At 60.2% G+C, this 24721-nt stretch carries 21 protein-coding genes; 12 read left to right on the top strand and 9 right to left on the bottom strand.

Annotation, left to right across the window (positions count from 1 at the left end; translation table 11 throughout):
- Nucleotides 1-11 precede the first annotated feature (11 nt).
- Nucleotides 12-917, bottom strand: a complete 906-nt coding sequence (locus AC5S27_RS22995; RefSeq protein ID WP_493936893.1) for a D-hexose-6-phosphate mutarotase — start codon at nucleotides 915-917, stop codon at nucleotides 12-14.
- A gap of 89 nt (nucleotides 918-1006) precedes the next feature.
- On the opposite strand from AC5S27_RS22995, the gene mnmG reads away from it, so the two are divergent.
- The 3 genes from mnmG to AC5S27_RS22980 all read left to right on the top strand — a co-directional run bounded on the left by mnmG (nucleotide 1007) and on the right by AC5S27_RS22980 (nucleotide 6910).
- Nucleotides 1007-3025 carry a tRNA uridine-5-carboxymethylaminomethyl(34) synthesis enzyme MnmG gene (gene mnmG / locus AC5S27_RS22990; protein WP_493936892.1) on the top strand — a complete coding sequence of 673 codons (2019 nt, stop codon included), beginning with the start codon at nucleotides 1007-1009 and terminating at the stop codon, nucleotides 3023-3025.
- 68 nt (nucleotides 3026-3093) lie between these two features.
- Entirely contained in the window at nucleotides 3094-5631 is a 2538-nt protein-coding gene (locus AC5S27_RS22985) for a glycosyl hydrolase (RefSeq protein WP_493936891.1), read from the top strand.
- 97 nt (nucleotides 5632-5728) lie between these two features.
- The gene (locus AC5S27_RS22980) at nucleotides 5729-6910 is read left to right on the top strand and encodes a DmpA family aminopeptidase (protein WP_493936890.1); all 1182 of its coding nucleotides are present in this window, start codon (nucleotides 5729-5731) and stop codon (nucleotides 6908-6910) included.
- 9 nt (nucleotides 6911-6919) lie between these two features.
- On the opposite strand, the gene AC5S27_RS22975 is transcribed toward AC5S27_RS22980, so the two are convergent.
- Together AC5S27_RS22975 and AC5S27_RS22970 are read right to left on the bottom strand one after the other, a co-directional pair.
- Complete coding sequence (locus AC5S27_RS22975; RefSeq protein WP_493936889.1) at nucleotides 6920-8080, bottom strand: Fic family protein; 1161 nt, start codon at nucleotides 8078-8080, stop codon at nucleotides 6920-6922.
- A gap of 216 nt (nucleotides 8081-8296) precedes the next feature.
- Nucleotides 8297-8896, bottom strand: coding sequence for a nuclear transport factor 2 family protein (locus tag AC5S27_RS22970; RefSeq protein WP_493936888.1), 600 nt, complete (start codon nucleotides 8894-8896; stop codon nucleotides 8297-8299).
- A gap of 134 nt (nucleotides 8897-9030) precedes the next feature.
- Between AC5S27_RS22970 and dnaB the strand changes: the two genes are divergently transcribed.
- The 3 genes from dnaB (at nucleotide 9031) to AC5S27_RS22955 (ending at nucleotide 13051) form a co-directional block, all read left to right on the top strand.
- On the top strand, nucleotides 9031-10416 hold the full coding sequence (dnaB, locus tag AC5S27_RS22965; RefSeq protein ID WP_493936887.1) for a replicative DNA helicase: 1386 nt from the start codon (nucleotides 9031-9033) through the stop codon (nucleotides 10414-10416).
- A 136-nt stretch (nucleotides 10417-10552) separates the two neighbouring features.
- Nucleotides 10553-12523: a DUF2075 domain-containing protein gene (locus AC5S27_RS22960; RefSeq protein ID WP_493936886.1), complete on the top strand. Its 1971-nt coding sequence runs from the start codon at nucleotides 10553-10555 to the stop codon at nucleotides 12521-12523.
- Between the two features lie 123 nt (nucleotides 12524-12646).
- Nucleotides 12647-13051, top strand: coding sequence for an OsmC family protein (locus AC5S27_RS22955; RefSeq protein WP_493936885.1), 405 nt, complete (start codon nucleotides 12647-12649; stop codon nucleotides 13049-13051).
- 12 nt (nucleotides 13052-13063) lie between these two features.
- On the opposite strand, the gene AC5S27_RS22950 is transcribed toward AC5S27_RS22955, so the two are convergent.
- Nucleotides 13064-13474, bottom strand: a complete 411-nt coding sequence (locus AC5S27_RS22950; protein ID WP_493936884.1) for a DUF1801 domain-containing protein — start codon at nucleotides 13472-13474, stop codon at nucleotides 13064-13066.
- A gap of 337 nt (nucleotides 13475-13811) precedes the next feature.
- Here AC5S27_RS22950 and AC5S27_RS22945 point away from each other — a divergent pair, with 337 nt between their 5' ends.
- Nucleotides 13812-14387 (top strand): cupin, encoded by a 576-nt coding sequence (locus AC5S27_RS22945; RefSeq protein WP_493936883.1) that lies wholly within the window; start codon nucleotides 13812-13814, stop codon nucleotides 14385-14387.
- Between the two features lie 34 nt (nucleotides 14388-14421).
- Here the strand turns inward: AC5S27_RS22945 and AC5S27_RS22940 are convergent, their stop codons facing one another.
- The 3 genes from AC5S27_RS22940 to AC5S27_RS22930 all read right to left on the bottom strand — a co-directional run bounded on the left by AC5S27_RS22940 (nucleotide 14422) and on the right by AC5S27_RS22930 (nucleotide 17913).
- Nucleotides 14422-15231, bottom strand: coding sequence for a hypothetical protein (locus tag AC5S27_RS22940; RefSeq protein ID WP_493936882.1), 810 nt, complete (start codon nucleotides 15229-15231; stop codon nucleotides 14422-14424).
- Between the two features lie 237 nt (nucleotides 15232-15468).
- Complete coding sequence (locus AC5S27_RS22935; protein WP_493936881.1) at nucleotides 15469-15876, bottom strand: RidA family protein; 408 nt, start codon at nucleotides 15874-15876, stop codon at nucleotides 15469-15471.
- A 96-nt stretch (nucleotides 15877-15972) separates the two neighbouring features.
- Nucleotides 15973-17913: a DUF6600 domain-containing protein gene (locus AC5S27_RS22930; RefSeq protein WP_493936880.1), complete on the bottom strand. Its 1941-nt coding sequence runs from the start codon at nucleotides 17911-17913 to the stop codon at nucleotides 15973-15975.
- On the opposite strand from AC5S27_RS22930, the gene AC5S27_RS22925 reads away from it, so the two are divergent.
- The 5 genes from AC5S27_RS22925 to AC5S27_RS22905 all read left to right on the top strand — a co-directional run bounded on the left by AC5S27_RS22925 (nucleotide 17912) and on the right by AC5S27_RS22905 (nucleotide 22674).
- Nucleotides 17912-18715: a hypothetical protein gene (locus AC5S27_RS22925; RefSeq protein ID WP_493936879.1), complete on the top strand. Its 804-nt coding sequence runs from the start codon at nucleotides 17912-17914 to the stop codon at nucleotides 18713-18715. The genes AC5S27_RS22930 and AC5S27_RS22925 overlap by 2 nt on opposite strands.
- Before the next feature lie 125 nt (nucleotides 18716-18840).
- The gene (locus AC5S27_RS22920; RefSeq protein WP_493936878.1) at nucleotides 18841-19581 is read left to right on the top strand and encodes a zinc ribbon domain-containing protein; all 741 of its coding nucleotides are present in this window, start codon (nucleotides 18841-18843) and stop codon (nucleotides 19579-19581) included.
- A gap of 90 nt (nucleotides 19582-19671) precedes the next feature.
- Nucleotides 19672-20241, top strand: coding sequence for a bifunctional pyr operon transcriptional regulator/uracil phosphoribosyltransferase PyrR (gene pyrR / locus AC5S27_RS22915; protein WP_493936877.1), 570 nt, complete (start codon nucleotides 19672-19674; stop codon nucleotides 20239-20241).
- Between the two features lie 33 nt (nucleotides 20242-20274).
- On the top strand, nucleotides 20275-21330 hold the full coding sequence (locus AC5S27_RS22910) for an aspartate carbamoyltransferase catalytic subunit (protein ID WP_493936876.1): 1056 nt from the start codon (nucleotides 20275-20277) through the stop codon (nucleotides 21328-21330).
- The gene (locus AC5S27_RS22905; protein ID WP_493936875.1) at nucleotides 21331-22674 is read left to right on the top strand and encodes a dihydroorotase; all 1344 of its coding nucleotides are present in this window, start codon (nucleotides 21331-21333) and stop codon (nucleotides 22672-22674) included.
- Between the two features lie 6 nt (nucleotides 22675-22680).
- On the opposite strand, the gene AC5S27_RS22900 is transcribed toward AC5S27_RS22905, so the two are convergent.
- On the bottom strand, nucleotides 22681-23748 hold the full coding sequence (locus AC5S27_RS22900; RefSeq protein ID WP_493936874.1) for an SDR family oxidoreductase: 1068 nt from the start codon (nucleotides 23746-23748) through the stop codon (nucleotides 22681-22683).
- Nucleotides 23749-23880: 132 nt separating this feature from the next.
- Entirely contained in the window at nucleotides 23881-24705 is an 825-nt protein-coding gene (locus AC5S27_RS22895; protein ID WP_493936873.1) for a hypothetical protein, read from the bottom strand.
- Nucleotides 24706-24721: the final 16 nt, after the last annotated feature.

Raw genomic sequence — 24721 nt, 5'->3', positions numbered from 1 at the left:
TCCGTCGCCTCCTAAGCGAGACGGATCGTAGCAGAAATCGCATGCTCCCCGCCCGGCGTCACCGTCACCGCGCCACCGAGAATGTTGCTAGCCTCGACGCAAATAAAATCCTTCCACTCGTCATCCCCGAGGTCAGCCATCCCCTTTGCCGCCTCGTCCCACGGATTCCACACCACAGTCGTCACCGACCCAGCCTTCTCGATCTCGACCCGCCGCCTCAGCACAGGATCATGAATCTCCAGCGCACTCTCGGTAGCCAGATAAGCATTGTCCACAGCACCAGTCAGCACCACATCGCCGCTCTGCACCTTCGCCTTGTTCCCATCGCGATTGTCGAGGTAGCTCACGCCGTCCAATCCCGAGACATGCACGCGCTCCACATCGCCCACGCGATGGTACGTATGCAGCGCCTCTTCAAACGAGAAGTTATTTTCGCCCGTATTGGTCACGGCCAACTCCAGCTTCAACTCCGCGCCCACTGTCACGCGATACACTGCGCGAAACGCGTGCGGCCAAAGCGCCAGCGTAGCCTCACTGCTCTCCAGCGAAAGCGAAACCACCACAGAGTCCTCAACGCGCTCCACACCCTCCAGCGACCACTCCGAAGTCCGCGCAAACCCATGCTGCGGAGCCTTGGCATCATCCGCCTTAGCCCGAAACCACGGAAAGCAAATCGGCACTCCACCACGAATCGCTTTTCCAGCTTCAAACTTCGACCGCGAGCTTAGAAAGATCACCTCATCAGCCCCAGCAGGTCGCCACGAAGTAACATGCGCCCCATGCAGATATATCTCCGCCGTTGCCGCAGGCAAAGTAACCCGCACCACCGTCAACCCACCGCCGCCAGCCACCACTTCTGCCATCCCAGCGATAGCGAACCGTTCATTCAATGCGTTGATTGAAGATTCAGTATTCATAACTGCATTCAAGATAAACCTCCGCCCTGCATCGGGAAAAAGATCCAAATCAAGCGCAAAAATCGAGATCTCCGTAGAATAGAAGAGCAATGTCCTTCACTGAACAATTCGATATCGCCGTAGTAGGCGCGGGCCACGCCGGGTGCGAAGCAGCCATGGCCGCCGCGCGCATGGGCCTCAAGACGGCGATCATCACCATGAACCTCGATCTGATCGCCCAGATGTCCTGCAACCCCGCCATCGGCGGCATCGCCAAGGGCCATCTCGTCCGCGAAGTCGACGCCCTCGGCGGCGTCATGGGCGAGGTAGCTGACGCCGTCGGCATCCAGTTCCGCCTGCTCAACACCTCCCGAGGCCCCGCCGTCTGGAGCCCCCGCGCCCAGTGCGACAAAGCCCTCTACCGCGTAAAAATGCGCGAAGTCCTGGAAAACCAGCCCAACCTGCACATCAAGCAGGCCGAAGCAGTGGATCTGGTGCTTGCGGAGCACGGCGACGACAGCGAACAGCGAACAGAGAACAGCGAACAGCCAAAGCTGCGTGTCCTCGGGCTGAAACTCCGCGACGGCCGCCAGCTCCTCGCCGGCGCGACAATCATCACCACCGGCACCTTCCTCAACGGCCTCATCCACTGTGGCGAAGAGCGTTACCCCGCCGGCCGCAGCGGCGAACCCGCCTCCGTCCTGCTCGGCGAAGCCCTGCGCCGCCTCGGCCTGCGTACGTCGCGCCTCAAGACCGGCACCCCACCCCGCCTCGACGGCCGCACCATCGATTGGAGCAAGTTCGAAGAGCAGCCCGGCGACGCCGAGCCCACGCCCTTCAGCTTCCGCACCACCAAGATCGTCCAGCGCCAGATCAGCTGCCACATCGCCTACACCACGCCGGAAACGCTGCAGATCATCCGCGACAACGTAGGCCGGTCAGCCATGTACTCCGGCGCCATCGAAGGCATCGGCCCGCGCTACTGCCCGTCGATCGAAGACAAGATCGTCAAGTTCCCCGAGAAGACCCAGCACCAGTTCTTTCTCGAACCCGAAGGCCTCAACACCCACGAAGTCTACGTCAACGGCATGTCCACCTCGCTGCCCATGGAAGTGCAGCAGCAGATCGTGCGCTCGATCCCCGGCCTCGAAAACGCCGAGATGCTCCGCCCCGGTTACGCCATCGAATACGACTCCGTAGACGCCACCGAACTCGACCGCAGCCTGAAGGTCAAGAGCTTCGACGGCCTCTACCTCGCTGGCCAGATCAACGGCACCAGCGGATACGAGGAGGCAGCCTGCCAGGGCATCATGGCCGGCATCAATGCAGCCCTGCGCGTCAAAGGCGAAGCGCCCTTCACCCTCGACCGCACCGAAGGCTACACCGGCATCCTCATCGACGACCTCATCTCCAAGGGCACCAACGAGCCCTACCGCATGTTCACCTCGCGCGCCGAGTTCCGCCTCCACCTGCGCATCGACAACGCCGACCGCCGCCTCACTCCGTACGGCCGCAAGCTCGGCCTCATCAACGATGAAGCCTGGGCCGCGTACGAGCAGAAGCAGCTCCGCATGGCCGCCCTCACTCACCTGCTTGAAACCAAGAAGGTAGACGCAGCAGGCCTCGCCAACCACTTTGACGGCATCGACTTCAGCGCCATCAGCGGCCAAACCTGGGCACAACTCCTCAAGCGCCCCGAAGTCCAGATAGAGCAGGTCCTCAAGGCTCTCACCCCGGAACTGACGAGCGACCCTCTGCTCGCCCAGCTCGTCAAAGTCGGCGCCGACCGCCTCTCCGCAGTCCCGCGCAACGAAGCCCGCGCCGTAGAAACCGAGATCAAGTTCGCCGGCTACCTCGAACAGCAGAAGCGCGCCATCCAGAAGCTCAAAGAGGCCGAAGGCGTCCGCATCCCCGACTGGCTCAACTACACCACCATCAGCGGCCTCTCCCGCGAAATGCAGGAGAAGCTGGGCCGCGTCCGCCCCCAAACCATCGGTCAGGCCAGCCGCATCCCCGGCGTCACCCCGGCAGCGCTGGGCCTCGTCCATGTCAGCATACGGATCCAGGGCAAGGTCATCGATAAAGTTCCCGTTACCGCTGCGAACGAGCCCTCACGCCTGAATCAATAGGGAAATAAATCCGCCACCTAAAATTTCGCTTGACCGTCTACTCCATCACACCGATAGTCTGATGGCCTATGAGCCGAACCTCTCTTCTCTCGCGGCGCACCTTCTGCGTTCTGCTCGGCGGCGCCACCGCCCACCTCACCGCGCGTGCTGCAACGTCCTCAACCGGCTTCTGGGATTCGGAAGAGTCTCGTAGCCCAAACGGAGCGTTTCCCAAGCCACCAGACTCCGCGCGTCCCTACGTCCTCTGGATGTGGATGGGCCACAATATCAGCGCCGCAGGCATCACCCGCGACCTCGAAGCCATGCAGGAAGCCGGCATCGGCGGCGCCACCATCTTCAGCCTCTCGGATACCGTCATCCCCTGGGCCGGAGCCATCCTCAAGAGCCCCACCCCGGAAGTCGTCAGCTTCACTGAACCCTGGTGGGCGCTCGTCAAACACGCCGCGCAGGAGTGCCATCGCCTCGGCCTCGAACTCATCCTCCACAACTGCGCCGGCTACGAAAGCAGCGGCGGCAAGTGGATCACCCCCGAGCTATCCATGCAGGAAGTCGTCTGGTCCCAGCAGACAGTGACCGGCAGCCACCGCCTGCAGCTCAAGCTTGAAAAGCCTGTCGTTGATCCCCATCCCCACGCCCTCTTTCCCGACTGCTACATTCCGTCGGAAGGCAAAGTCGGCGTCCCCATCGTCGAAGCCAGAAGAACCTACTTCCGCGACATCGCCGTCCTCGCCCTGCCCGCCGAAGGCATCGCCGCCAAAGACAAGATTCTCGACCTCTCCAGCCACATGCAGCCCGACGGCACTCTCGACTGGACCGTCCCGGACGGCAGTTGGATCATCTACCGCTTCGGCCACACCACCACCGGCGCCATGATCCAGCCCGCCCAGTGGGACGCCATGGGCCTCGAATGCGACAAGATGAGCCGCGAAGCCGTCACCTTCCACGTCCAGCACGTCCTCGGCGAGATGAAGAAGCACCTCGGCGAAGAAATGGGCCGTGGACTCACCACCCTCTACTTCGACAGCTACGAGGCCGGCGACCCCACCTGGACCCCGAAAATGCGCGAAGAGTTCCACACTCGCCGCGGCTACGACATCGTTCCCTGGCTGCCCGTGCTTGCCGAACGCGTCGTCGAAAGCCCCACAGCCACCGGGAAGTTTCGCCAGGACTTCAAGCGAACCGTAGAAGACCTCTACCGCGACAACTACTGGGCCACCCCCGGTCCGCTCGCCCATCAGGCCGGACTGAAATTCGTCGCCGAACCCTACGAAGGCCCCTGGGTTCCCGATGAAGTCGTCAAATTCCTTGACTTCCCCGCCGTCGAGTTCTGGACCACCGACAACCGTTTCTCCCCGTCAAGCCTGGACCAGACCATGCGGGCCGCTCACCGGCTCGGCGACCAGCTCATCGTCGCCGAAGCCTTCACCTCGCAGCCCCAGTTCGCCAGTTGGACCGAGCATCCCGCCTGGCTTAAACCCATCGGAGACGCCGCCTTCTGCGCCGGAGTCAACCGCGTCAACATCCACCACTTCGTCCAGCAACCGTGGGACGCCAAATACCAGCCCGGCAACGTCATGGGCCAGTGGGGCATCCATCTTGGCCGCTACCAGACCTGGTGGAAGCCCGGCAAAGCCTGGTTCGCCTATCTCTGGCGCTGCCAATCGCTGCTCCAGCGCGGCCAATATATCGCGCCCTCCGCTGAAACCAGCCTCCGCGTCGCCACGGACGATCCCACCATCCCCGGACCCGAGATCCACAGCATCCATCGCCGCGACGGCAACACCGAAATCTACTTCGTCGCCAACACCGCCTGGCAAGCCGGAAGCGTCGATTGCACCTTCCCTGTGCAAGGCCTGCAACCGGAGCTCTGGGACCCCGTCGCCGACACCGTCCGCGATCTGCGCCAGTTCCAGCAGACCGCCACCGGCATCAACCTCACTCTCTCCTTCGAAGAAACGCAAAGCTTCTTCATCATCTTCCGCAAGCCTGCCTCCTCCAAGGCCAACACTCCAGATTTCCCCGTCCTCCGCGAACTCTCCACGCTCGAAGGCCCCTGGCAGATTCACTTCGATCCCAAGTGGGGCGGCCCCGAAGCCATCCAATTCGACACCCTCACCGACTGGTCTACGCACACCGATCCCGGCATCCGCTACTACTCCGGAACCGCCACCTATACCCAGGAAATCGAGATCACGCCCAACACTGTACGCCAGCCGCTCTTTCTCGACCTCGGCGCGGTCAAACACATCGCCGAAGTCGCCCTCAACGGCAAACCCCTCGGCATCGTCTGGACAGCACCCTGGCGCGTGGAAATCACTGACGCCGTCAAGCCCGGCAAGAACCGCCTCGAAATCGCCGTCACCAATGTCTGGGCCAACCGCCTCATCGGCGACGAACAGCACGAGCCCGACTTCATCTGGCAGATCGGCGAACCAAAGTTCAAAGGCGGCTACTTCCTCAAAGAGTTCCCCGACTGGTTCCTCAAGAACGAACCCCGCCCCGTCAAGGAACGACTCACCTTCACCACTTGGAACTACTTCAAGAAAGACTCGCCCCTCCAACCCTCCGGCCTGCTCGGTCCAGTCCGAATCCTGCAGCAAACGTGATCAGAGAATCCTGAGGCTAAGCCACGAATCTGTCGCGGGCGTCAGCCTTTGCCAATTTTCGTGCGAACGAATCTGCGCAACGCGATACAGTGCGAACATGCCCAGCAAACGCCTGCTAGCCGCACTCGCCCTGTGCCTGTCCTTCACCGCCGTCTCGTCGCAAACTAAACCCAGAGCTCGCCAGCTGGGAGTCCCCTTCGACGGCACCCCCGGCCCGCTCGACGCCATCACCGACGTCGCCGGCGTAGAAGTCGGCACCACCACCCTCATCACCGGCAACGGCGCTCTGAAAACAGGCGAAGGCCCCGTCCGAACAGGCGTCACCGTTGTCCTACCGCGCGGCAAAGCAAGCACCGACCCCGTCTACGCCGGCTGGTTCAGCCAGAACGGCAACGGTGAAATGACCGGCACCACCTGGATCGAAGAAGGCGGTTTCCTCGCCGGCCCCGTAGGCATCACCAACACCCATAGCGTCGGCACGGTCCGCGACACGATGATCGCCTGGGGCCTCAAGCACGGCGTAGTCGGCGACGACTGGTCTTTACCTGTGGTTGCAGAAACCTTCGACGGCTTTCTCAACGACATCAACGGCTTCCACGTAAAGCCCGAGCACGTCATATCAGCCCTCGACAACGCCAGGCCCGGCCCAGTGCAGGAAGGCAACGTAGGCGGCGGCACCGGCATGGTCTGCTACGGATTCAAAGGCGGCAACGGCACAGCCTCGCGCGTCATTAGCAAAGAGTTCGGCGGCTATACGGTGGGCGTTTTAGTCCAGTGCAACTGCGGCCGCCGCCCGCAACTCACCATCGCCGGCGTCCCCGTAGGCAAAGAAATCACCGAAGGCATCCCCTACGCCAGCCTCAACGGAGCCAAACTCCCCGGCAGCGAAGCCGAAGGCGACGTAGGCTCCATCATCATCGTCATCGCCACGGACGCCCCGCTACTCCCGCATCAACTCAAGCGCCTGGCTCGCCGCGCCACCATGGGCCTTGCAAGAACAGGCTCCACCTCAGGCAACGGCTCAGGCGACATCTTCCTCGCCTTCTCCACAGCCAACCCCAACGCCGACAAGCCCAGCCCCAACGGCACCCCAAACACCGTCCAGACCATCTCCAACGAGCGCATCAGCCCACTCTTCAACGCCACAGTAGAAGCCACAGAAGAAGCCATCGTCAACGCAATGGTAGGCGCAGAAACCATGACCGGCCGCGACAACCACACAGTCATCGCCCTACCCCACGACAAACTCCAGCAAGCACTAAAAAAGTACAACCGCTAGTGAACAACATCAAGGCAGCGGCTCAGTCCCTGTCCCAATCAGGTCGAGGCATTTCTGGTAAAAATAAACCCGATTCCGCTTCCGTCCAGTACCCTCATGCACCACGCCTAGCCGTTGTAGATTGTCCAGCGCATCCATTACTGCTGGCACCGACTTCGAAATCGCTATGGCTATCGTCGAGATGGCGCTGATCGGATTAGCCTGTAAATATAGGTGAACCTGGGTGGCAGTTCCGGCAGCCTTACCAAGAGAATGAATTTTCTGGCCATCTTCCCGGAATAGCTTAAGTAAGCTGATTGCCGTTTCGCAGGCTTGGTTGGCGGTCTGAGTAATCCCTTGAATGAAGAATTCAAGCCACTCCTCCCAGACACCATCCACTCTGACCTTTTGCAGCAACTCGTAGTAGCGGTCACGATGGATTTTCAGATACAAGCTCAGATAAAGTATCGGTTCGCGCAAAACACCGCTCTCGCAAAGCAGCAGCGTCAGCAGCAGCCGCCCCAGACGCCCATTTCCATCAAGAAACGGATGAATTGTTTCAAACTGAACGTGCACAAGCCCTAGTTTGACCAAAAGCGGCAACCGCTCGTCATAGAGGTACTTCTCCAGTGGATCTAGGCACTCCATCAGAGCTTCCGGAGGAGGAGGAACAAAAATAGCGTTCCCTGGGCGTGTACCGCCGATCCAGTTCTGGCTACGGCGAAATTCCCCAGGCGTCTTCTCTGCTCCCCGGCCACCTCGCAACAGAACGCCGTGAATCTCGCGCAACAGTCGAAGAGAAACCGGAAACCCTTCCTTCAGGCGCTTCAGTCCGTATTCCATCGCTGCAACATAGTTGGAGGTTTCGGTCAGATCGTCGATGCTCACACTGTCTCCAAGGCCGCGCTCAAACAGCAGCAGCTGTGACAGTGTCGACTGTGTTCCTTCAATCTGCGAAGAAACGACCGCTTCTTTACGGACATAGAAATATAGAAACAAGCTCGCATCCGGCAGCACAGCAATCGACCCATCCAGTCGGCCCAGCGCCTGATTCGCCTTGTCCAGCAAAGGATACAGAGATGTGAGATCTACCGCCGGCTCCGGTGGAAGAGGCCACGGAATGTACGCTCGCACCTTTTCCCCAGCCGTCGCTGAGCTGCGATACTCTCCGGTCTGTCTCTTAAGCGGCATGCCTTATTCAGATTTAGATAATAAGCCCACTCGTTATTAAAAGATACTGGCACATTTCTTAATATAAAAAGTGCTATTCAGGAAATCTTCATAAGGGGATTCGCAGACCGAAAGCCCTTACTCCATTTTTCGCCCAAAAGTGGAATAGCAAAAAGCCTTACTCCAAAGGTTGGAATAAGGCTCTTTGTACTACAAATTCAGTCTTAAATACGAGTGCTACTGCGGCTTAGTCTGATCCGTCGGCCCAGTCTGGGTGCTCTTGTCGCCCTTCGAAAACAGCGGAATATGGAACGGCAGCTCCGACTTCGACTCACTCTTAGCCTTAGCTTTCGCAACTCCCGGAGCCGCAGCCCGCACCGGCGTCCGCTGCGCATTCAGGCAAACCCAGTTTCCATGCAGCTTCTGAAACACGTGCGTGAAGATCCCCTTCTCCTCCACCGGCCCGCCGCCAACCTTATGCGTGAACACGTACGTCCCGCTCGCCACCGCCACATCCCCTAGCATCCGCACCGTCACCACCCGCGTCTCGGTCGTCTCCGTCTTGTCCGCCTGGTTGATCAGCGCCACCACCGTCTGGTTCCGCGTCGAAACATCCCCGGTAGCCGAAACCCCCACATACAAAGGAGATAGCACCAGTTCCAGCCCATACTGGTCCCGCTGGTTCAGCGCATTCGTCCAGTTATTCTCCACCTTTTGGAACTCAGCAATCTCCGGCGACTCAGCCGAAGTCACAGCCGTCTTCGCAGCCGGGGCCGTCTGCCCATAAGCCGAAACAGAAATCAAAACAGCAGCAAACAAGGAAGCAAAACATTTCATCGACATAGGACTCCTATAGACATGATACCGCCGCAACCGTAAGCAATCAGTAAACAGGCAGTCCTTCCGCAGTAGCCAGCACTGCACACATCCATCCTCGTTTCGCACAGGCGAAATTTTCGTACACTTGATCCATGGCGACCCCCTCCTACGCGATCGACACGCTCCCCCACAACATCGACGCAGAACGCATGATCCTCGGCGCCATCCTGCTCGACAACCAGTCCCTGTCCGAAGCCGAAGAGCGCCTCACCCCCGAAGACTTCTCCCTCGACTCCCACCAGCGCATTTACCTGCGCATGACCGAACTCGGCGGCAACGGCAACTCCATCGACCTCGTCACCCTCGCCAATGAGCTGTCGCGCTACAAGGAAGTCGAGTCCGTAGGCGGCGTCGCCTACATCGCCTCCCTCACCGAAGGCCTCCCGCGCCGCCCGGTCATCGAGGAATACATCCGCATCGTCAAGGACAAGAGCCTGCTCCGCCAGCTCATGAACATCTGCGCCTCCGCCATCGCCCGCGCCGCAGACCAGTCCGAGACTGCCCTCGACGTCCTCAACGCCGCCGAATCCCAGCTCATGGTCGTCGGCGAAAAGAGCATCACCAAGGGCCTCGCCAGCCTCGAAGAAATCGTAGCCGGCTCCTTCGGCAGCATCGACAACCTCTACAGCCAGGCCCGCGAAGTCACCGGCCTCGCCACCTGGTTCACCGAGTTTGACAAGATGACCTCCGGCCTCCAGAAGGGCGAGCTGATCATCATCGCCGCCCGCCCGTCGATGGGCAAAACCGCCTGGGCCATCAACATCGCCCAGAACGCCGCCGTCCGCGGCCAGGCCGTAGTCGCCGTCTTCTCGCTCGAAATGTCCAAGGAAGCCCTGCTGCGCCGCATGCTCGCCTCCCAGGCCTGGGTCGACCAGCGCAAACTCCAGACCGGCTTCCTCGGCCGTGAAGACCAGGCCAAACTCCGCCAGGCCCTCGAAGAGTTAGTCGAGTCGAAAGTCTTCATCGACGACACCCCCGGCATCTCCCTCGCCGAAATGCGCGCCAAGACCCGCCGCCTCAAGCAGGCGCACGGCGGCCAGCTCGACCTCGTCGTCGTCGACTACCTCCAGCTCATGACCGCCAGCTCACCCGGCGGCAAGAAGCAGGAAAGCCGCACCCAGGAAGTAGCCGCCATCAGCCGCGGTCTCAAAGCCTTGGCCAAGGAAATGGATGTCCCAGTCATCGCCCTCAGCCAGCTCAGCCGTAACTCAGAGCGCCGCGGCGACGACAAAAAGCCCCTCCTCAGCGATCTCCGCGAATCAGGCTCCATCGAGCAGGACGCCGACGTAGTCACCTTCATCCACCGCGAGTCCTATTACAACCGCGACCAGGAAGAAAACCCCGAAGACAAAAACAAAGCAGAAATCATCATCGCCAAACAAAGAAACGGCCCCACCGGCACAGTAGAACTAGCCTTCCTAAGCAACTTCACAAGATTCGAAAACCTAGACACAGTCCACGGCGGCGAGGGAAGCTAGAAATGCACCATGCCTGAGCGACAACACTACTGATGCAATTCCAGGGCTAATCTGTAGTCAACCCACACCATTGTTATGTGGATAAGTTTGCGTAGGGTATTCAGTCTAAATTTGCGATAAAACCAATAAGGACCTCATGCCAATCAAGGCTTACTACAGTGAAGCGGTATCTACATTCCTAAACGATGACGACGAACGTATTCTCGGTGTTCTGACGAGGGAGCACCATCATTCCTTAGATGAACCACAGCGTTGGGCTTGGCTTCAACAGCTTTCTGTCCTAAAGATGGCCTTGGCTCAGCAGCAAAGAGGAAGAATATTCCTAGAGTTGTACATCCCGCGCATGGGTAAGCGAGCGGATGCCGTCCTGGTGTCGGAAAGCATCGTGTTCCTCCTCGAATTCAAGATTGGTGCTACCGAGCATTTAGCCAGTGCTGTTGACCAGGTCGAGGATTATGCCCTCGATCTAAAAAACTTCCACGAAGGTAGCCATTCCGTTGCGATTGTCCCGATCTTAATCTCGACTCAAGCTCAGCAAGGTCAGCTGTCTGAGGTCGTGTTTGCTGACGATTTGGTTGCTAAGCCAGTTGCAACAAATGCGGCTGGGCTTGCAAACGTGATCGAGAGAATCTGCGGCGAATGGAGCTTTGCGACCATTGACATTCAAAGCTGGATGGCCAAGGCATATAAGCCGACCCCGACTATCATCCAGGCGGCCGAGATTCTCTACCAGACACACAGCGTTGTCGATATCTCACGATCAGACGCTGACGCGGTGAACCTTCAAGAAACGAGTGCCAGCGTGAGCGCGGCGATCGATCAAGCTCGCGCAAATCACAGTAAGGCAATCTGCTTCGTGACGGGCGTACCGGGTTCAGGGAAGACTCTAGCTGGCCTAAATATTGCGACGCGACGCTCTGACGAACATGCTGACGAGCATGCCGTTTTCTTATCTGGCAACGGTCCGTTAGTTGATGTACTCCGTGAAGCACTCGCTCGCGACAAGGTTCGACGGGAGGGAGTCAGGAAGTCGATGGCTGAGCGTGAAGTGAAGAGCTTCATTCAGAATATCCATCACTTTCGCGATCAGTATGCAGGCAACAAAGATGTCCCAATCGAGAAGGTCGTAGTATTCGATGAGGCTCAGAGGGCATGGACCCGTGAGCAGGCTTCTGACTTTATGCAACGCAAACGAGGGCAACTTGACTTCGACATGTCAGAGCCGGAGTTTCTTATTGGCGTGATGGATAGACATCCGGATTGGTGCACGATTGTTTGCTTAGTTGGTGGAGGCCAAGAGATCAACACCGGGGAGGCTGGCATCTCCGAATGGATAAACGCTCTCAAATCCAAATTTCCCAATTGGGAAGTCTATGTGTCGCCACGGATCGCACTTCCTGAGTACGGTTTGCAAAGCGAAGTAGAGCAGTTCCTGGCGTCTCCGAGATCTCACTTAGATGAACACCTTCATCTTGCTGTTTCCATGCGCTCATATCGGGCCGAAGCCTTGTCGAGCTTTGTCGGCCATATTATCGATAATGAGCCAGAGGCCGCGAACACCGCCTACAAACGTATACAAGCCATGTACCCGATCTATTTGACTCGCAACCTTCACACAGCAAGAGCTTGGCTGCGTAGTCGAGCACGAGGAACAGAGCGCTTCGGTTTGGTCGCATCTTCGGGAGCTCAACGACTTCGTCCAGAAGGGATCCACATTAAGGCAGCGATGGAACCCGTGAACTGGTTCTTGAATGATAAGGCAGACGTCCGGTCTTCTTATTATCTTGAGGATGTTGCCAGTGAGTTCGCCATTCAAGGTCTAGAGCTGGACTGGGCCGGTGTATGTTGGGACGGAGACTTTCATCATTCGGGTGGGAATTGGATATCTCAAGCCTTTAAGGGAACGAAGTGGCAGTCCGTGAGGGATGTCGCCAGACGACTCTATCTCAAGAATGCATATCGCGTAATCCTGACGCGAGCTCGGCAGGGTATGATCCTGTTCATTCCCCGCGGAGACTCATCGGACCCCACTAGGCCTTTCTCTTTTTACGACGGCACGTTTGAATACCTGCGCTCATGCGGAATTCCATTGCTGGATGTGCAATAAGTTGCAGAAGTGAAGGCTTTTGTAATCCCTGAGCAGTCAATCGGTCTTCTACACCTATTTCCCAGACACCACTCGCCGCAATAATCAGTGGTGCAAACCTCATACTCGGAGAACAGCCGTCAAATGAGCGAAACCACAGTCCACTACGAAGGCTCCCTGCGATGCACCGCCGAACACGCGGACTCCGGCGTCGTTGTCGTCACCAACGCGCCCAAAGACAATCACGGTAGCGGCGCCAGCTTCTCGCCCAGCGAACTGCTCTCCGTATCCCTCGGCAGTTGCATCCTCAGCATCATGGGCATCGCAGCGCGTTCCATGGACATCAACATCACCGGCGCCGTCGCGAAGGTAGACAAGCAAATGGCCAACGCCCCGAGAAGGATCACCAGCATCTCGGTTCAAGTCCACGTTCCCGCCGAACTTACCGAAAGCCAGAAGCAGAAGCTCGAAGCCGCCGCCCACGCCTGCCCGGTCCACAACATCCTCAACGTAGAAGCCCCAATCACATTCTCCTGGGGCAAGGAATGAGGATTTTCAAATCTAGCCTTGCTCCACGCGTGCCTTGACATCCGCGTAAGCCGCCCGAATCAGCCCCTCCAGCGCAGCGGAGTCCACACCCGTTCCCGGCCGGAGCTTCACATGCCGCATAAACCTCCCACTCCCCTGCAACAACCCAGCCGGATCAGCCAGCCCCGCGCCCTGAAAGAACCCCACATTCAGATGCGCAGTGAAGACATGCACATACCCAAACGGCACATCCCCGAAACAAGCCACCGGGCAGCCATCATGCACCAGCTCCCGAACCTCGTCCCCGCACCCCCGCATTACCTCGAACCACCGCCGCGCCATCGCCACCAGCTCCGGCGACTTACCCTCCCGCTCGTCGAACCACAAATCGATAGCAGGATCGCGCTCCATCGCCCCATCAAACCGCAGTAACTCCACCTTCATCCTTAAATCTCCGTTTCGGAGCTATAGTAAGGCGGCCGCCTCCGCATTGCGTAAATTAACTCACATAGGCGTATACTGTTATCAATTCTCATTTGCAGAAACTGGGTAACACCACGGGCTCTCGTTACGTGCCGATAAGCGCACAAAAGCGCACTTAAGTGTCTCCAAAAACACCATTAACCCGAATCGATTCAGCAGCTTTCATCGAAAAGCACATACCCACCCCCCTCCTGCAGTATGAGACGCAAAAATTCAAGAGGAATCTCCGCCGCTGACGCCTGTTGCACATCACCTTCGCCACGAATCGCGCAACAATAGTGAAGCGGAGGCCAAGCCAATGGACAGGCGAAAGTTCAGCGCCATGCTCGCCGTAGCAGGAGCAGGCATCACAGCAGGCGCATTGCCCACAAGCGCCAACGTAGAGTTGCTCCAACTCAGGCGCAACGGCTGGATGCCCAACAACGAGCATCTGCCAGTTCTCCTCTACCGCAAAGCCTTCGAGATAACCGGCGACGTAGCCGCAGCCATGGAAGCCGCCTTCGAGCGCAACCAGTGGCCTCCGCAGTGGCGCAACGGCGTCTACGATTTCCACCACTACCACTCCACAGCCCACGAAGTCCTCGGATTCGCCGCCGGCTCAGCCCGGCTGGTCCTCGGAGGCGAAGGCGGCCACGAACTCACCGTCAACGCCGGCGATGTCGTCCTGCTCCCAACCGGTACCGGCCACTGCCGCCTGCAGGCCAGCCCGGACTTCCTCGTAGTAGGCGCCTACCCCGCCGGTGAACACTGGGACATCTGCCGCTCCGCCCCCGACCCGGCCACCATCGAGCGCATGAGCAAAGTCACCTTCCCGGCTTCGGATCCGGTCAGCGGCAAAGCCGGCCCGCTCCTCCAGCACTGGCGCCAGCCGTAATTGTAAAGCTATGCAGCTCGGAAGGAAGTTTTTGTCACGCCTGTAGCAGCATCTGCAAAGCTTCGCGAGCATTCTGCAGGCAGCTGCGTGCTTCGTCCTCCGACAGCAATCCCTGGTGCACTGCCTTCTTGCCAATGTCGTTGACCTGGTTTGCCAGACGTGGAAAATCCGGCGCGATGCCGGTCGACAGTAGGTTGTTGTTGATCTCATGCAGCAGGTTCCCCAGGGTTGCCGTGTTCCGATAGCGCGAACGGATGAGCTTTTTCAGCTGCTCGGGCAGCTTCTGTTTGATCGCCTCTTCAAGCACGCTGCGGCACATGACCGCGCAGGCGGTGAAGAGCGCAAAAAAGTAGCAGCGCGTGGCTTCGTCCAGGTAACGATCAGCCTCGTCCGAGGATGGTGCAGCCACCACGCATTCACGCAGATGCGTCGCTCGCGCGACCGCAGGCTCTACCAGATCCAGAAACTCCGCCGCCACCGCTGCTCGCAGCAGATCATTCTGCCGGCCGTCGAGCGCGCGCTGGATCGATTTCCACGCCGGGGTGTGCCCGTTCGAAGCCTGCTGCAGCCGGGTAAGCGAGGTCAGCCGCTGCCGGGCATGCTGGATGAAGCCCTGCTGCATCTCATGCGCCAGGTGCTCCCACTCCTCGACAAATGCCACAGGGCTGGACTGGTACCGCTCCCATAACTCGTTGTAAACGACTGCTGGCAACACATCCTTGAGCTGTGCAAAGCGCCCTGTCCGCGCCAGCTCAGCGATGGCCGCCGAAAACTCACGCCCCGGAGCACTGTCATCCGCCATCCGCAGCAGCAGTTCGCTGAGTCGATCGATCTCAATGGCCATAATCCAGCAGCTCGTACGAAGGGATACGGTCCGAGAGCCCCGCAAAGCAGCCTTGGACACTTTCCTCAGTCTAGGAGCGGATGAGAGGGTGCTGGGCGGTGAGAGCGATCAAAAATTATCCGGATTGCCACAGTGGGAACTAGATCACCAGGGAGCAAAAACAGAACAGGCCGCGAGGAAATCGCGACCCGAAAACTCAAGCTCTGCTGTCCATTCGGCGAACGGTCTCTTGAACGGTTATTCCACTGCAACCAGCGCGACCAACTCGACCTCGAGGAGCACGTCCTTTGGCAGCCGCGACACCTCAACCGTGGTCCGGGCCGGTGGCGGTACGCCCGGGATCGCCAGGTGCTCCGCATACACTGCATTCAAAGCGGCGAAATCGTTGAAATCCTTGAGAAATACGGTGGCCTTCACCACCTGGGCAAAGCTGCTGCCTCCGGCTTCGAGAATCGCCTTCAGGTTGGCGAAAACGCGGTGCGCCTGCTCCACAATGCCCCCCTCAACGACTGCCTGCGTCTCAGGATCAAGCGCGATTTGGCCGGAGGTGAACAGCAGGCCGCCAGCGCGAACCCCCTGCGAGTAGGGGCCGATGGCCAGAGGAGCTTCGTTCGTGGCGATGACGGTGCGGGCTTCGGTGCTCATGGAGTCATTGTAACGGGTCCGGAGAAAGAGAAAGACCCCAATCCGTTGCTGATTGCAGCAGGGATTGGGGTCCGCGATTGAGTGCGCTTTGAGGCTCTACTCCGGTTTCTTTTCTTCCTTCTTCTTATCCTCTTTCTTCTTGTCTTCCGGTTTAGGAGCGTTCTTCGCCGGCGGTACAGGACGCGCATCAGGCGGGAGTGGCCGTACGGCAGGCGGCACAGGCTTCTGTTCCGGTGGAATGGTGCGAGCCGGGGGAACTACCGGCTGCGGCCGGACAGCAGGCGGAACAGGTTTGGGTTCGATCGTCGTTGGCGTCACCGGCTTCTGTTGCGCCGGGGGCGGAGGAAGCTTGGCCGGCGGCTGTACCGGTGGCTGATTGGCAGGCGGCACAGGCCGGTTCGGCACCGGTGCTGTCGGCGCGGGCTTCGCCGGGGCCACCACTGGGGCTGGAGTGGTCGCGGGCTGCCCTGGCCGTGCCGGGGGAGCTACCGGTGCGACCGGCTTGCCCCCGACGGTCGGCGTGCCGATTGGCGCGCGGCCCGGAATGGGCCTCGGTGCGACCGGTGGGGTGGCCTTTACCGGCACCGGAGCCGGCTTAGCATTCGGCGCGGCAGGCGCAGCCAGACCCTGGTGGTTGATCAGGACCGGGCGCGTCTCCTTGACGGCCACCGGCTTTGCCACCGGGCGCAGGATGATCGGCTGCGCCGGAGCTTTCGCTTCGGGGCGAGCCGGCTGGATGTGCTCCACCTGGCGCGGATCGACTTTGACAGCAGCGGTCCTGGCGGAGTGGCCGGCGGCAAAATCCTCCTGCCGCATGGCGGTTACGCCGGTAGTCCGGTTGACATAGGTAATGTTGGTCACGTTGGTGACGTTGACGATATTCACGTAGGTCTTTTGCACGTGAATGATATTGGTTTCGCGGATATTGGAGATATTGACGCGGTCAATGTACTGCGGGCTGCAGGGATACCACGGGCGATACGGCTCCCCCGGTCCGAGCGGGAACCAGACAGAGACGCCGACGCCGCCAATCTGGATGCCGCCGGCAAAGACCACCTGCGCAGGCGACCACACCGGACGCCCTTCGCGCGGCCCGGGGATCCATCCCCAGCGCCCGTTGATCTGTACCCAACGCCCATAGTGGAAGGGAGCTGCACCCCAAGGCTCATCGGCCACCCAGACCCAGCCGTAGAAAGGCCGGTTGACCCAGTGACCGTTATGGTAGGGTGCCCAGCCGGCTTCGACGCGCGGGTACCAGACCGGGCCGTAATCGGATTGCGGCTGCCAGTCTCCGGCTGTGTCCAGTTCGTCGTAGCCCTGCATCTCGGGATTGACGTACCGGGCAGAGACGGAGTTGAAGCGATGCGATTCGATCGCGCCACTCCAGTGCTCGAAGCCGTCTGCTTGGGCAGGCTCGAGCGGCTGCGTGTAGACCGGGTTGGTTCCGCTGAGCTGGATTGACTGGCCGCGATAGAGGGTCAGGTTGAAGTTGCCTGCTCCGTTCAGCACCAGCGGCGCGTCGCTGTTTGGGGCCACGGTGATGATCGTCGATTGCTGGTCGGGGTAGACATCCACGCGAAAGTTACCGCGCCCGGAGAGGGTCATGCCGCCGTTGGGGGTACTGACAAAGAGGGATTGCCCGTCTGGAAATCCGTCGCTGAAGATATATGCCGAACCCGAGGCAAGGCCAAACTCGATGCCCTGATCGTTCAGGTTGGTCAGAGTAAGGTCAGTCCCGGCGCTGAAGTAGGTCCGGACGAGCGAAGTCTGGACCTCTCCCTCACCATCCTGGTCGGTGTACACACGGTCGCCAGGACCGAGCGGCTGGTTGATCGCAGCCGCGCCCCAGGAGTCGACTCCGTCGGGCTGAACGGAGACGCTGCCCTGCAGGTGCGCCAGCCGGGCAGTCGGCGGAGGTGAGTCCGGACCACCGGGCGGGGGATAATTCTGAGCGGAAAGTGTGGCGGCGAAGGTCAATCCTGTAACTGCGGCGGCCAGCAATAGAGAACGTGTTCGAGAGCGGAGAAGGTAGTACATGGGGTCTTTCCTCCAGCCAGGTTGTGGAAGTGCCTGGGTATTGGTTTTGGTTGATACTATCCGTCTCGAACACCGTTTCCTGCAAAAAGATGTTCAATCGGGGTACATTTGGTGGAACAGGCGCCAGGTTTGCGGCGTACTTGCTGATCAGAGGGTGGTTCTTATGAAGCTCACAAGTTCTCGATCGTCGATTCGGGTAGCATCTCTGGCAGCCGCTGTGGTTGCTGCTCTTGCGGTTTCGGGTTGCCGGGTTCATGTTGACAAAGATTCCAACGGCAAGGAAAAGACCGTCCAGGTCGACACACCCTTCGGCGGAATGCACGTCAATACCGATCAGACCACCGCCTCCGATCTTGGTTTGCCTGTGTATCCCGGCGCGCAGCTGGATAAAGATGACGAACATCACAAGTCCGCCGATGTCCACATGGGCTTCGGCCAATGGCAGCTTCGGGTCAAGGCAGTGACCTATAGTACCCCGGACAGCCGCGAAAAAGTATCAGGGTTTTATAAGAAAGCCTTGTCGCGCTTCGGGGATGTCATTACCTGCGATGGGCACAGCCCGGTCGGGACCCCCACCGCGACGCATGAGGGGCTGACCTGCTCCGATGACAATAAGAACGGCAAGGTCAAGGTCGACAACAGCGATTTTGGCAACCATCTGCAACTCAAGGCGGGATCGAAGCTTCACCAGCACATTGTGGGATTTGAGGATGAGAAGAACGGCAAAACCCGGTTCGCCCTGGTGGCGCTCGATCTTCCCGGCAATTTGGGCAACGACGACGATGACAGCAAGGAACAATAGTCTTCGGAGCCATCGTCTCGCTGTGCTGGTACCGCCACAGTAGCTATGCTTGCAGCGGGAGGTCGGCGTCTCCGCATTGCAGCGCTTCGGTGTGAAGGTATAGCTTCAGGGGAGAGGCAAACTCTTTGGAAGCTATCTGTCAGCGCTGTCACGAGTCCCTTCGCGAGTCGGACCGCTACTGCCCTGCGTGTGGACTTCCGCAGTTGATGTACATTGCGGCGGAGACGCCGTTGATCTCCCTTACGGTCGACTCCGACCAGGACGGTTTCGCCCGTTCCGGACCAGGTGCCATTCCATCGGCTGTCGCAGCGATGGGCGGCCTGCCCGGAGGTATCATCTGGCAGCCCGCCTTGAAGACGGCGCTGATCATGGCTATCCCGGCGGCAATCCTGTGCGAAGGCTTCACGCCCATCGCCTTTCTGTGGATGATCGCCGCGGCCGCATGGGCTGTCGCGCTTTACGCGCGCAGGTCGCGGTCGGGTAAATTGTCGGCTGGCGCAGGGGTGCGCATTGGCTTGGTCACGGGTCTAGTCACGAGCTGGCTGGCAATTGCCATCAACGGCGTGGGGCTTTGGATCTTTCGTTTTCCCATGGGCCAGGGCAAACAGATGGACTCGGCATTCGTTGCGGGAGTCGAATCTAGCCTGCAGTTAAACCAGAGGATGTATGCCTCCATGGGTATGGCAAATGCGCAAAGCGAGCAGGCCTTGCAGATGTACCGAAACTGGATCCTTTCTGTCGATGGCCGCGCCAGTTACTACCTGCTTCAGTTCCTGATAGGTGCCGTGATCCTGATTTTGTTTGCCATGCTGGGCGGCGCGGTTGGGGCGCGCATGTTTACGCCGCCGCGCCGGCCTGGTGTCTAACGGCTATCTTTCACTCTGCCATCCGGCGAAACCGCTGGGGCAGACAGGCAATACAATAGAGCGAAGTCAGTCAGCAAGAGTGAGAATTGAATGAGCGAAACAGCAAAGAAGCCAGCACTGCGTGAGAAGGGCCGCTTGATGTCGGCCTCGGAGATTGAACGGACCCTGGTCAGGCTCGCCCACCAGATCGTCGAAAAGACAGATGCCAGCGAAGGACTGGCATTGGTCGGCATCAAGCGCCGCGGCGTTCCGCTGGCCGACCGGCTGGCGGCGCTCATCAGCGGCATCGTCAAGCGCCCCATCCAGACCGGCGTTCTCGATATCCAGTTCTACCGCGATGACCTCTCGACCCACGGAGTTCGGCCACTGGTCAGCGAAGGCGAGCTCGGCTTCGATATCAACGACAAGCACGTCATTCTGTGCGACGACGTTCTCTACACTGGTCGAACGATTCGGGCCGCCCTCGACGCTCTCTTTGCCCACGGCCGCCCCAAGTGCGTGCAACTGGCCGTACTCATCGACCGTGGCCATCGCGAACTGCCGATCGAGGCCACCTACATCGGCAAGCATGTCCCCACCAGCGGCCGCGAGATCATTGAAGTGAAATTCCGCGAAGTGGACAATGACGAACAGGTCATCCTTGTAGAAAAGGTAGACTAACCAAGGCGTTTCGCTCCAGCAGCCCTCGAAATTATGTCTCCGAACACTTTGCCAGCCCGTCCTGCGCCTGCTACACCACCTGCCCGCCCGCCCATCACGCCGCCGGTGCTGCCGGAGCCTCTGTTTTCCATCTCCGAGCCCATTCGCGATGGCTCGCTGCTCTCGGTCACCTCGTTGTCGCTCGAAGCCATCAGCGAGATCCTTCGCCTGGCCACGATGCTCGAAAATGAAGACCCGCTGGAGCGTGCCCGCCGCCTGGCCAAGCGCCGCATCGCGCTGCTTTTCTACGAGTCCTCGACGCGCACCCGCACCAGCTTTGAATTGGCCGCCAAGGGCCTGGGAGCGGACACCACGCTGGTTTCGAGCCTGTCTTCGAGCATCGAAAAGGGCGAATCGCTCAAGGACACTGGCCTGACCCTGAAAGCACTCGGCGCGGAAGTCATCATCCTCCGTCACCCGAACTCCGGCGCAGCCTGGCTCCTCGAACGCGAAACCAAGCTTCCCGTTCTCAATGGCGGCGACGGCATGCATGAGCATCCTTCGCAGGCGCTGCTCGACCTGCGCACCATGCTGGCGCACCTTCGACCGGGCCTTGAGACCGTCACAGCCGACACGCTCGCCGGCGTTACCGTCGCTATCACGGGAGACATCCTGCATAGCCGCGTTGCCCGCAGCAACATGCTTTTGTTGCCCAAGCTCGGCGCGAAGGTGATCCTCTGTGGTCCGCCGCAACTACTGCCAGAAACCGCCGCAAAGGCTGGTCCCGGCATCACCATTGAGCGCAATTTCGAGAAAGCTCTCGCGCAGGCCCAGGTGGTCATGATGCTGCGCATCCAGGCCGAGCGCCTCGCCGGACTGCAGCTCGATCTTGAAGAATACAAGTCCGGCTACCAGCTCAACGAAGCGCGCCTCGCCGCCCACGCGCCCACCGCGCTGGTGCTGCACCCCGGCCCCATCGTGCGCGGTCTGGAGCTGACCGGCGAAGTCGCCGACGGTCCTCAGTCGCTCATTCTCGAACAGGTCCACCACGGTGTCGCCATCCGCATGGCGCTGGTGCTCAGGGCCTTCACCGCGGAGATCCTACCCTAAATGGCCATGACGCAGACCACTCCTATCCTCATCCGCGGCGGCCATCTCATCGATCCTCCGGCGCACATTGATGCGCTCAAGGACATCGTTCTGCGCGACGGCCGCGTGGCCGAAGTTGCTGATCCTGGAAAGACCAGCTTCGGCAAAGCCAAAGCGAGTCCTGACCTGCAGATCATTGAAGCCAAGGGCCTAACCGTCGCTCCTGGACTTATCGATATCCACGTCCACCTGCGCGAACCCGGCCAGGGCCACAAGGAAACCATCGCCACCGGTACCGCAGCTGCAGCCGCAGGCGGATTCACCGCCGTCGCTGCCATGCCCAACACCACGCCAACCAACGACACTCCGGAAATCACCCGCTGGATGCAGGCTCCCGAACGTGGCGCCTCCGTCCGCGTCTTCCCGATCGGCGCAGCCACCCGCGCCATCAAGGGCGAAGTGCTGAACGATTATGCCGCGCTCAAGGCTGCAGGCGTTGTCGCCGTTACCGACGACGGCCACCCCATCCTCCGCGACAGCATCATGCGCGAAGTGTTGGTGCAGGCCACGCGTCAGGGGCTCACCGTCATCCAGCACGCCGAAGACACGCGCCTCACCGGCGGCTGCAGCATGAATGCTGGCCCCCTGGCCTTCCGGTTGGGCCTGCGCGGCATGGCGCCCGAGGCCGAGTATGGTCTGGTCGAGCGCGATATCAAGCTGGTGGGCGAAATCTCCCGCGAAGTTTCCGGGCACAAGATCGCCCATCTGCACGTCGCCCATACCTCGACGGCGCAGGCCGTTGCTGCTGTCCGCCAGGCCCGCCGCAATGGCCTCCGCGTCACCTGCGAGGTCGCGCCGCACCACTTTCTGCTCACCGAAGACCACATCGGTGCCTACGACACCAACGCCAAAATGAACCCGCCGCTGCGTTCCGCTGCCGACCGCGATGCGATGATCCAGGGGATTCTCGACGGCGTGGTGGATGCTATCGCTACCGATCACGCCCCGCATGCTGCGCACGAGAAGCAGGTGGAGTTTGAGCGCGCCCCGAACGGCATTACCGGCCTCGAATCGGCTCTGGGTTTGTGTCTGCGCTGGCTCCACGGCGAATGGAAGATGCCGCTCGGCCGCGTCCTGAGCCTCCTAAGCGCCCAGCCGGCAGCCCTGCTCGGCCTGAAGGGCCGTGGGACACTCACCGTCGGCAGCCACGCCGACGTCGTCATCCTCGACCCCAAGAAGGAATGGACCTTTGCCGCCAAGGACAGCAAGTCCAAGTCGAAGAACACCCCCTTCGATGGATGGACCATGCAAGGCAAAGTCCACTACACCATCAGCGAAGGCCGCGTCGTTTTCACCGCGAAGTAAGGCTACTCACGGAATAAGTTTCTCGGCTCGCAGCTTCGCGAACAGGTCAAAGAAGCTGTCGTCGGTCGGCTGATAGTCCAGAAAACCCATCCGCCGGCTCTTGCTCATGTCCGTGACCACTTCGATCGGCCGGCCCAGATCGGCATCCGTGTGCCAGGGTGAAGCCAACCGGCTCAAATCCGGCTCAGCCAGCCCGTACTTCAGCGCAATCTTCCGCCAGACCGGCGCAGCATCCGCCAGCTGAGCTTCCAGCGGCGTAACCTGCTCCGGCATCGGCGCAGCCTCGATGCCAAACCAGTCCGCCAGCCGCCGCCACATCCATTTCCAGCGAAATACGTCACCGTTGACGATGTTGAACGCCTGATTCCAGGCGGCAGGAGTCGACGCGGCCCATTCCAGATGCCGTGCCAACTGCCGGGCGTCGGTCATGTCTGTGAGGCTGTCCCACTGCACCACCGAACCGGGGAAGGTGAATGGCCTGCCGGTTTCGCGGCAGATGGTGGCGTAAACGGCCAATGTCGTGCCCATGTTCATCGCGTTGCCGACGGCAAAGCCAATAATCGTGTGCGGCCGGTGGACGCTCCAGCCAAAGCCATCCCGCTCCGCAGCAGCAAAGACCTCGTCTTCCTGCGCGTAATAGAAATTCTCAACATCCAGCCGGCCCTGCTCTTCACGAAATGGCGTCTCCGGCAGTGATCCTTTGCCATAGGCCTCGAACGGCCCAAGATAGTGCTTCAGCCCGGTCACCAGCCCCACATGCTGCACGGAGCCGGCCGGGCGAAGCGCGTCGAGCAGGTTCCGCACCATGGCCGAGTTGACGCGGATATTCTCCTTCTCGTTCGCCTGCCGCAGCCATGTCGTGATGAACACATCGGTCGGCCGGATCTGAGCCAGCGCGGCTTTCAGCGTTTCCGGCGCCAGTAGATCGGCTGCCACCGGCACAACTCCAGCCAGCTCCACCGGCTTTCGCGCCAGTCCGAAAACTTCCCACTCCGGCTTCGCCGCCAGATGCAGCGCCAGCGCAGAACCGGCAATCCCGGATGCTCCGGCAATCAATGCAATGCGTTTGCTCATACCACTCCCTGAATTCAGTTCGTGCACGCAGCGAAGATTTCGCCCACAGTCCACCCTGTTGGGATGCGCCGCGCTTGCAGTGCGATTCAGGCTGGGTTCTTGAGAATGGGACGCCGGAGAGTGCGGCGTCAATCAGCCCTTGCGGCGATAGAGAATCTGGAACTCGTACCCATCGTTGGCGGGGAACAAGCTTGCTACGTGCCGCAGCCGCTCCGCCAGCGCTGGAGCTGCCAGCAGTGGATACTCGCGTTCGCGCAGATCGTGGTAATCGAAGTCCAGCGAGAGCGAGAGCATGTAAATCGCCAGCGCATCGGAGAATGCCGATTCCTCGTAATTCTTCCGCGCCCGCTCGTCGACTTCGCGAGGGATTTCCTTGCCCTCGTCATTGGTCACGGATGCGCCGGAGTCTATCGCCCTGCGGCGTGTCTCCCAGGCATCCTGGCTGGTCTCGCCGCGCACCGCAGCCTGCGCCTGCGACCAGGCCAAGGAAGCAAAGCTCTCCGGTACGCCCACGGCGTCCACGAAGTTGTGCGCCACATTGATGAAGAACTCAAAGGCCAGCCCGAAGCGGTCCTCGACCAGCCGCGTCGAGAGAAATACAGCCTCGATATCGCCCAGCGTCACGTTGCGATGGCAGATCGCCCGGTCGCCCAGATCAACGGTGTAGTTCGGGGAAGCAATCGCGCCCTCGCCCTCCACAATCACCAGCGGAACGAAGTAGTAATAGCGCTTCTCGATCGCCGGAGCCAGGGTCTTCGGCACCGCGCCCACCAGCTTCTCGAGCTCGGCGGCGGAGACGCGTGTTTCGCCCCAGCTTCCGTAGTGGACGCCGTTCGGCGCCTGGGCAACAATGGCGGTCGCAGCGACCTTGTCGGCCTGCCATGGACCCGTGGATGGGCTCGCTACAGCAGGACGGGGCTCGTTCGAAGGAGTTTCGGTTTGGACTGGAATAGACACGACTCCTTATACTAAA

The sequence above is a fragment of the Acidicapsa borealis genome (genome assembly GCF_059115245.1).
The sequence above is the reverse complement of the archived record's forward strand: the minus strand, read 5'-3'. Positions and strand labels throughout refer to the sequence as shown.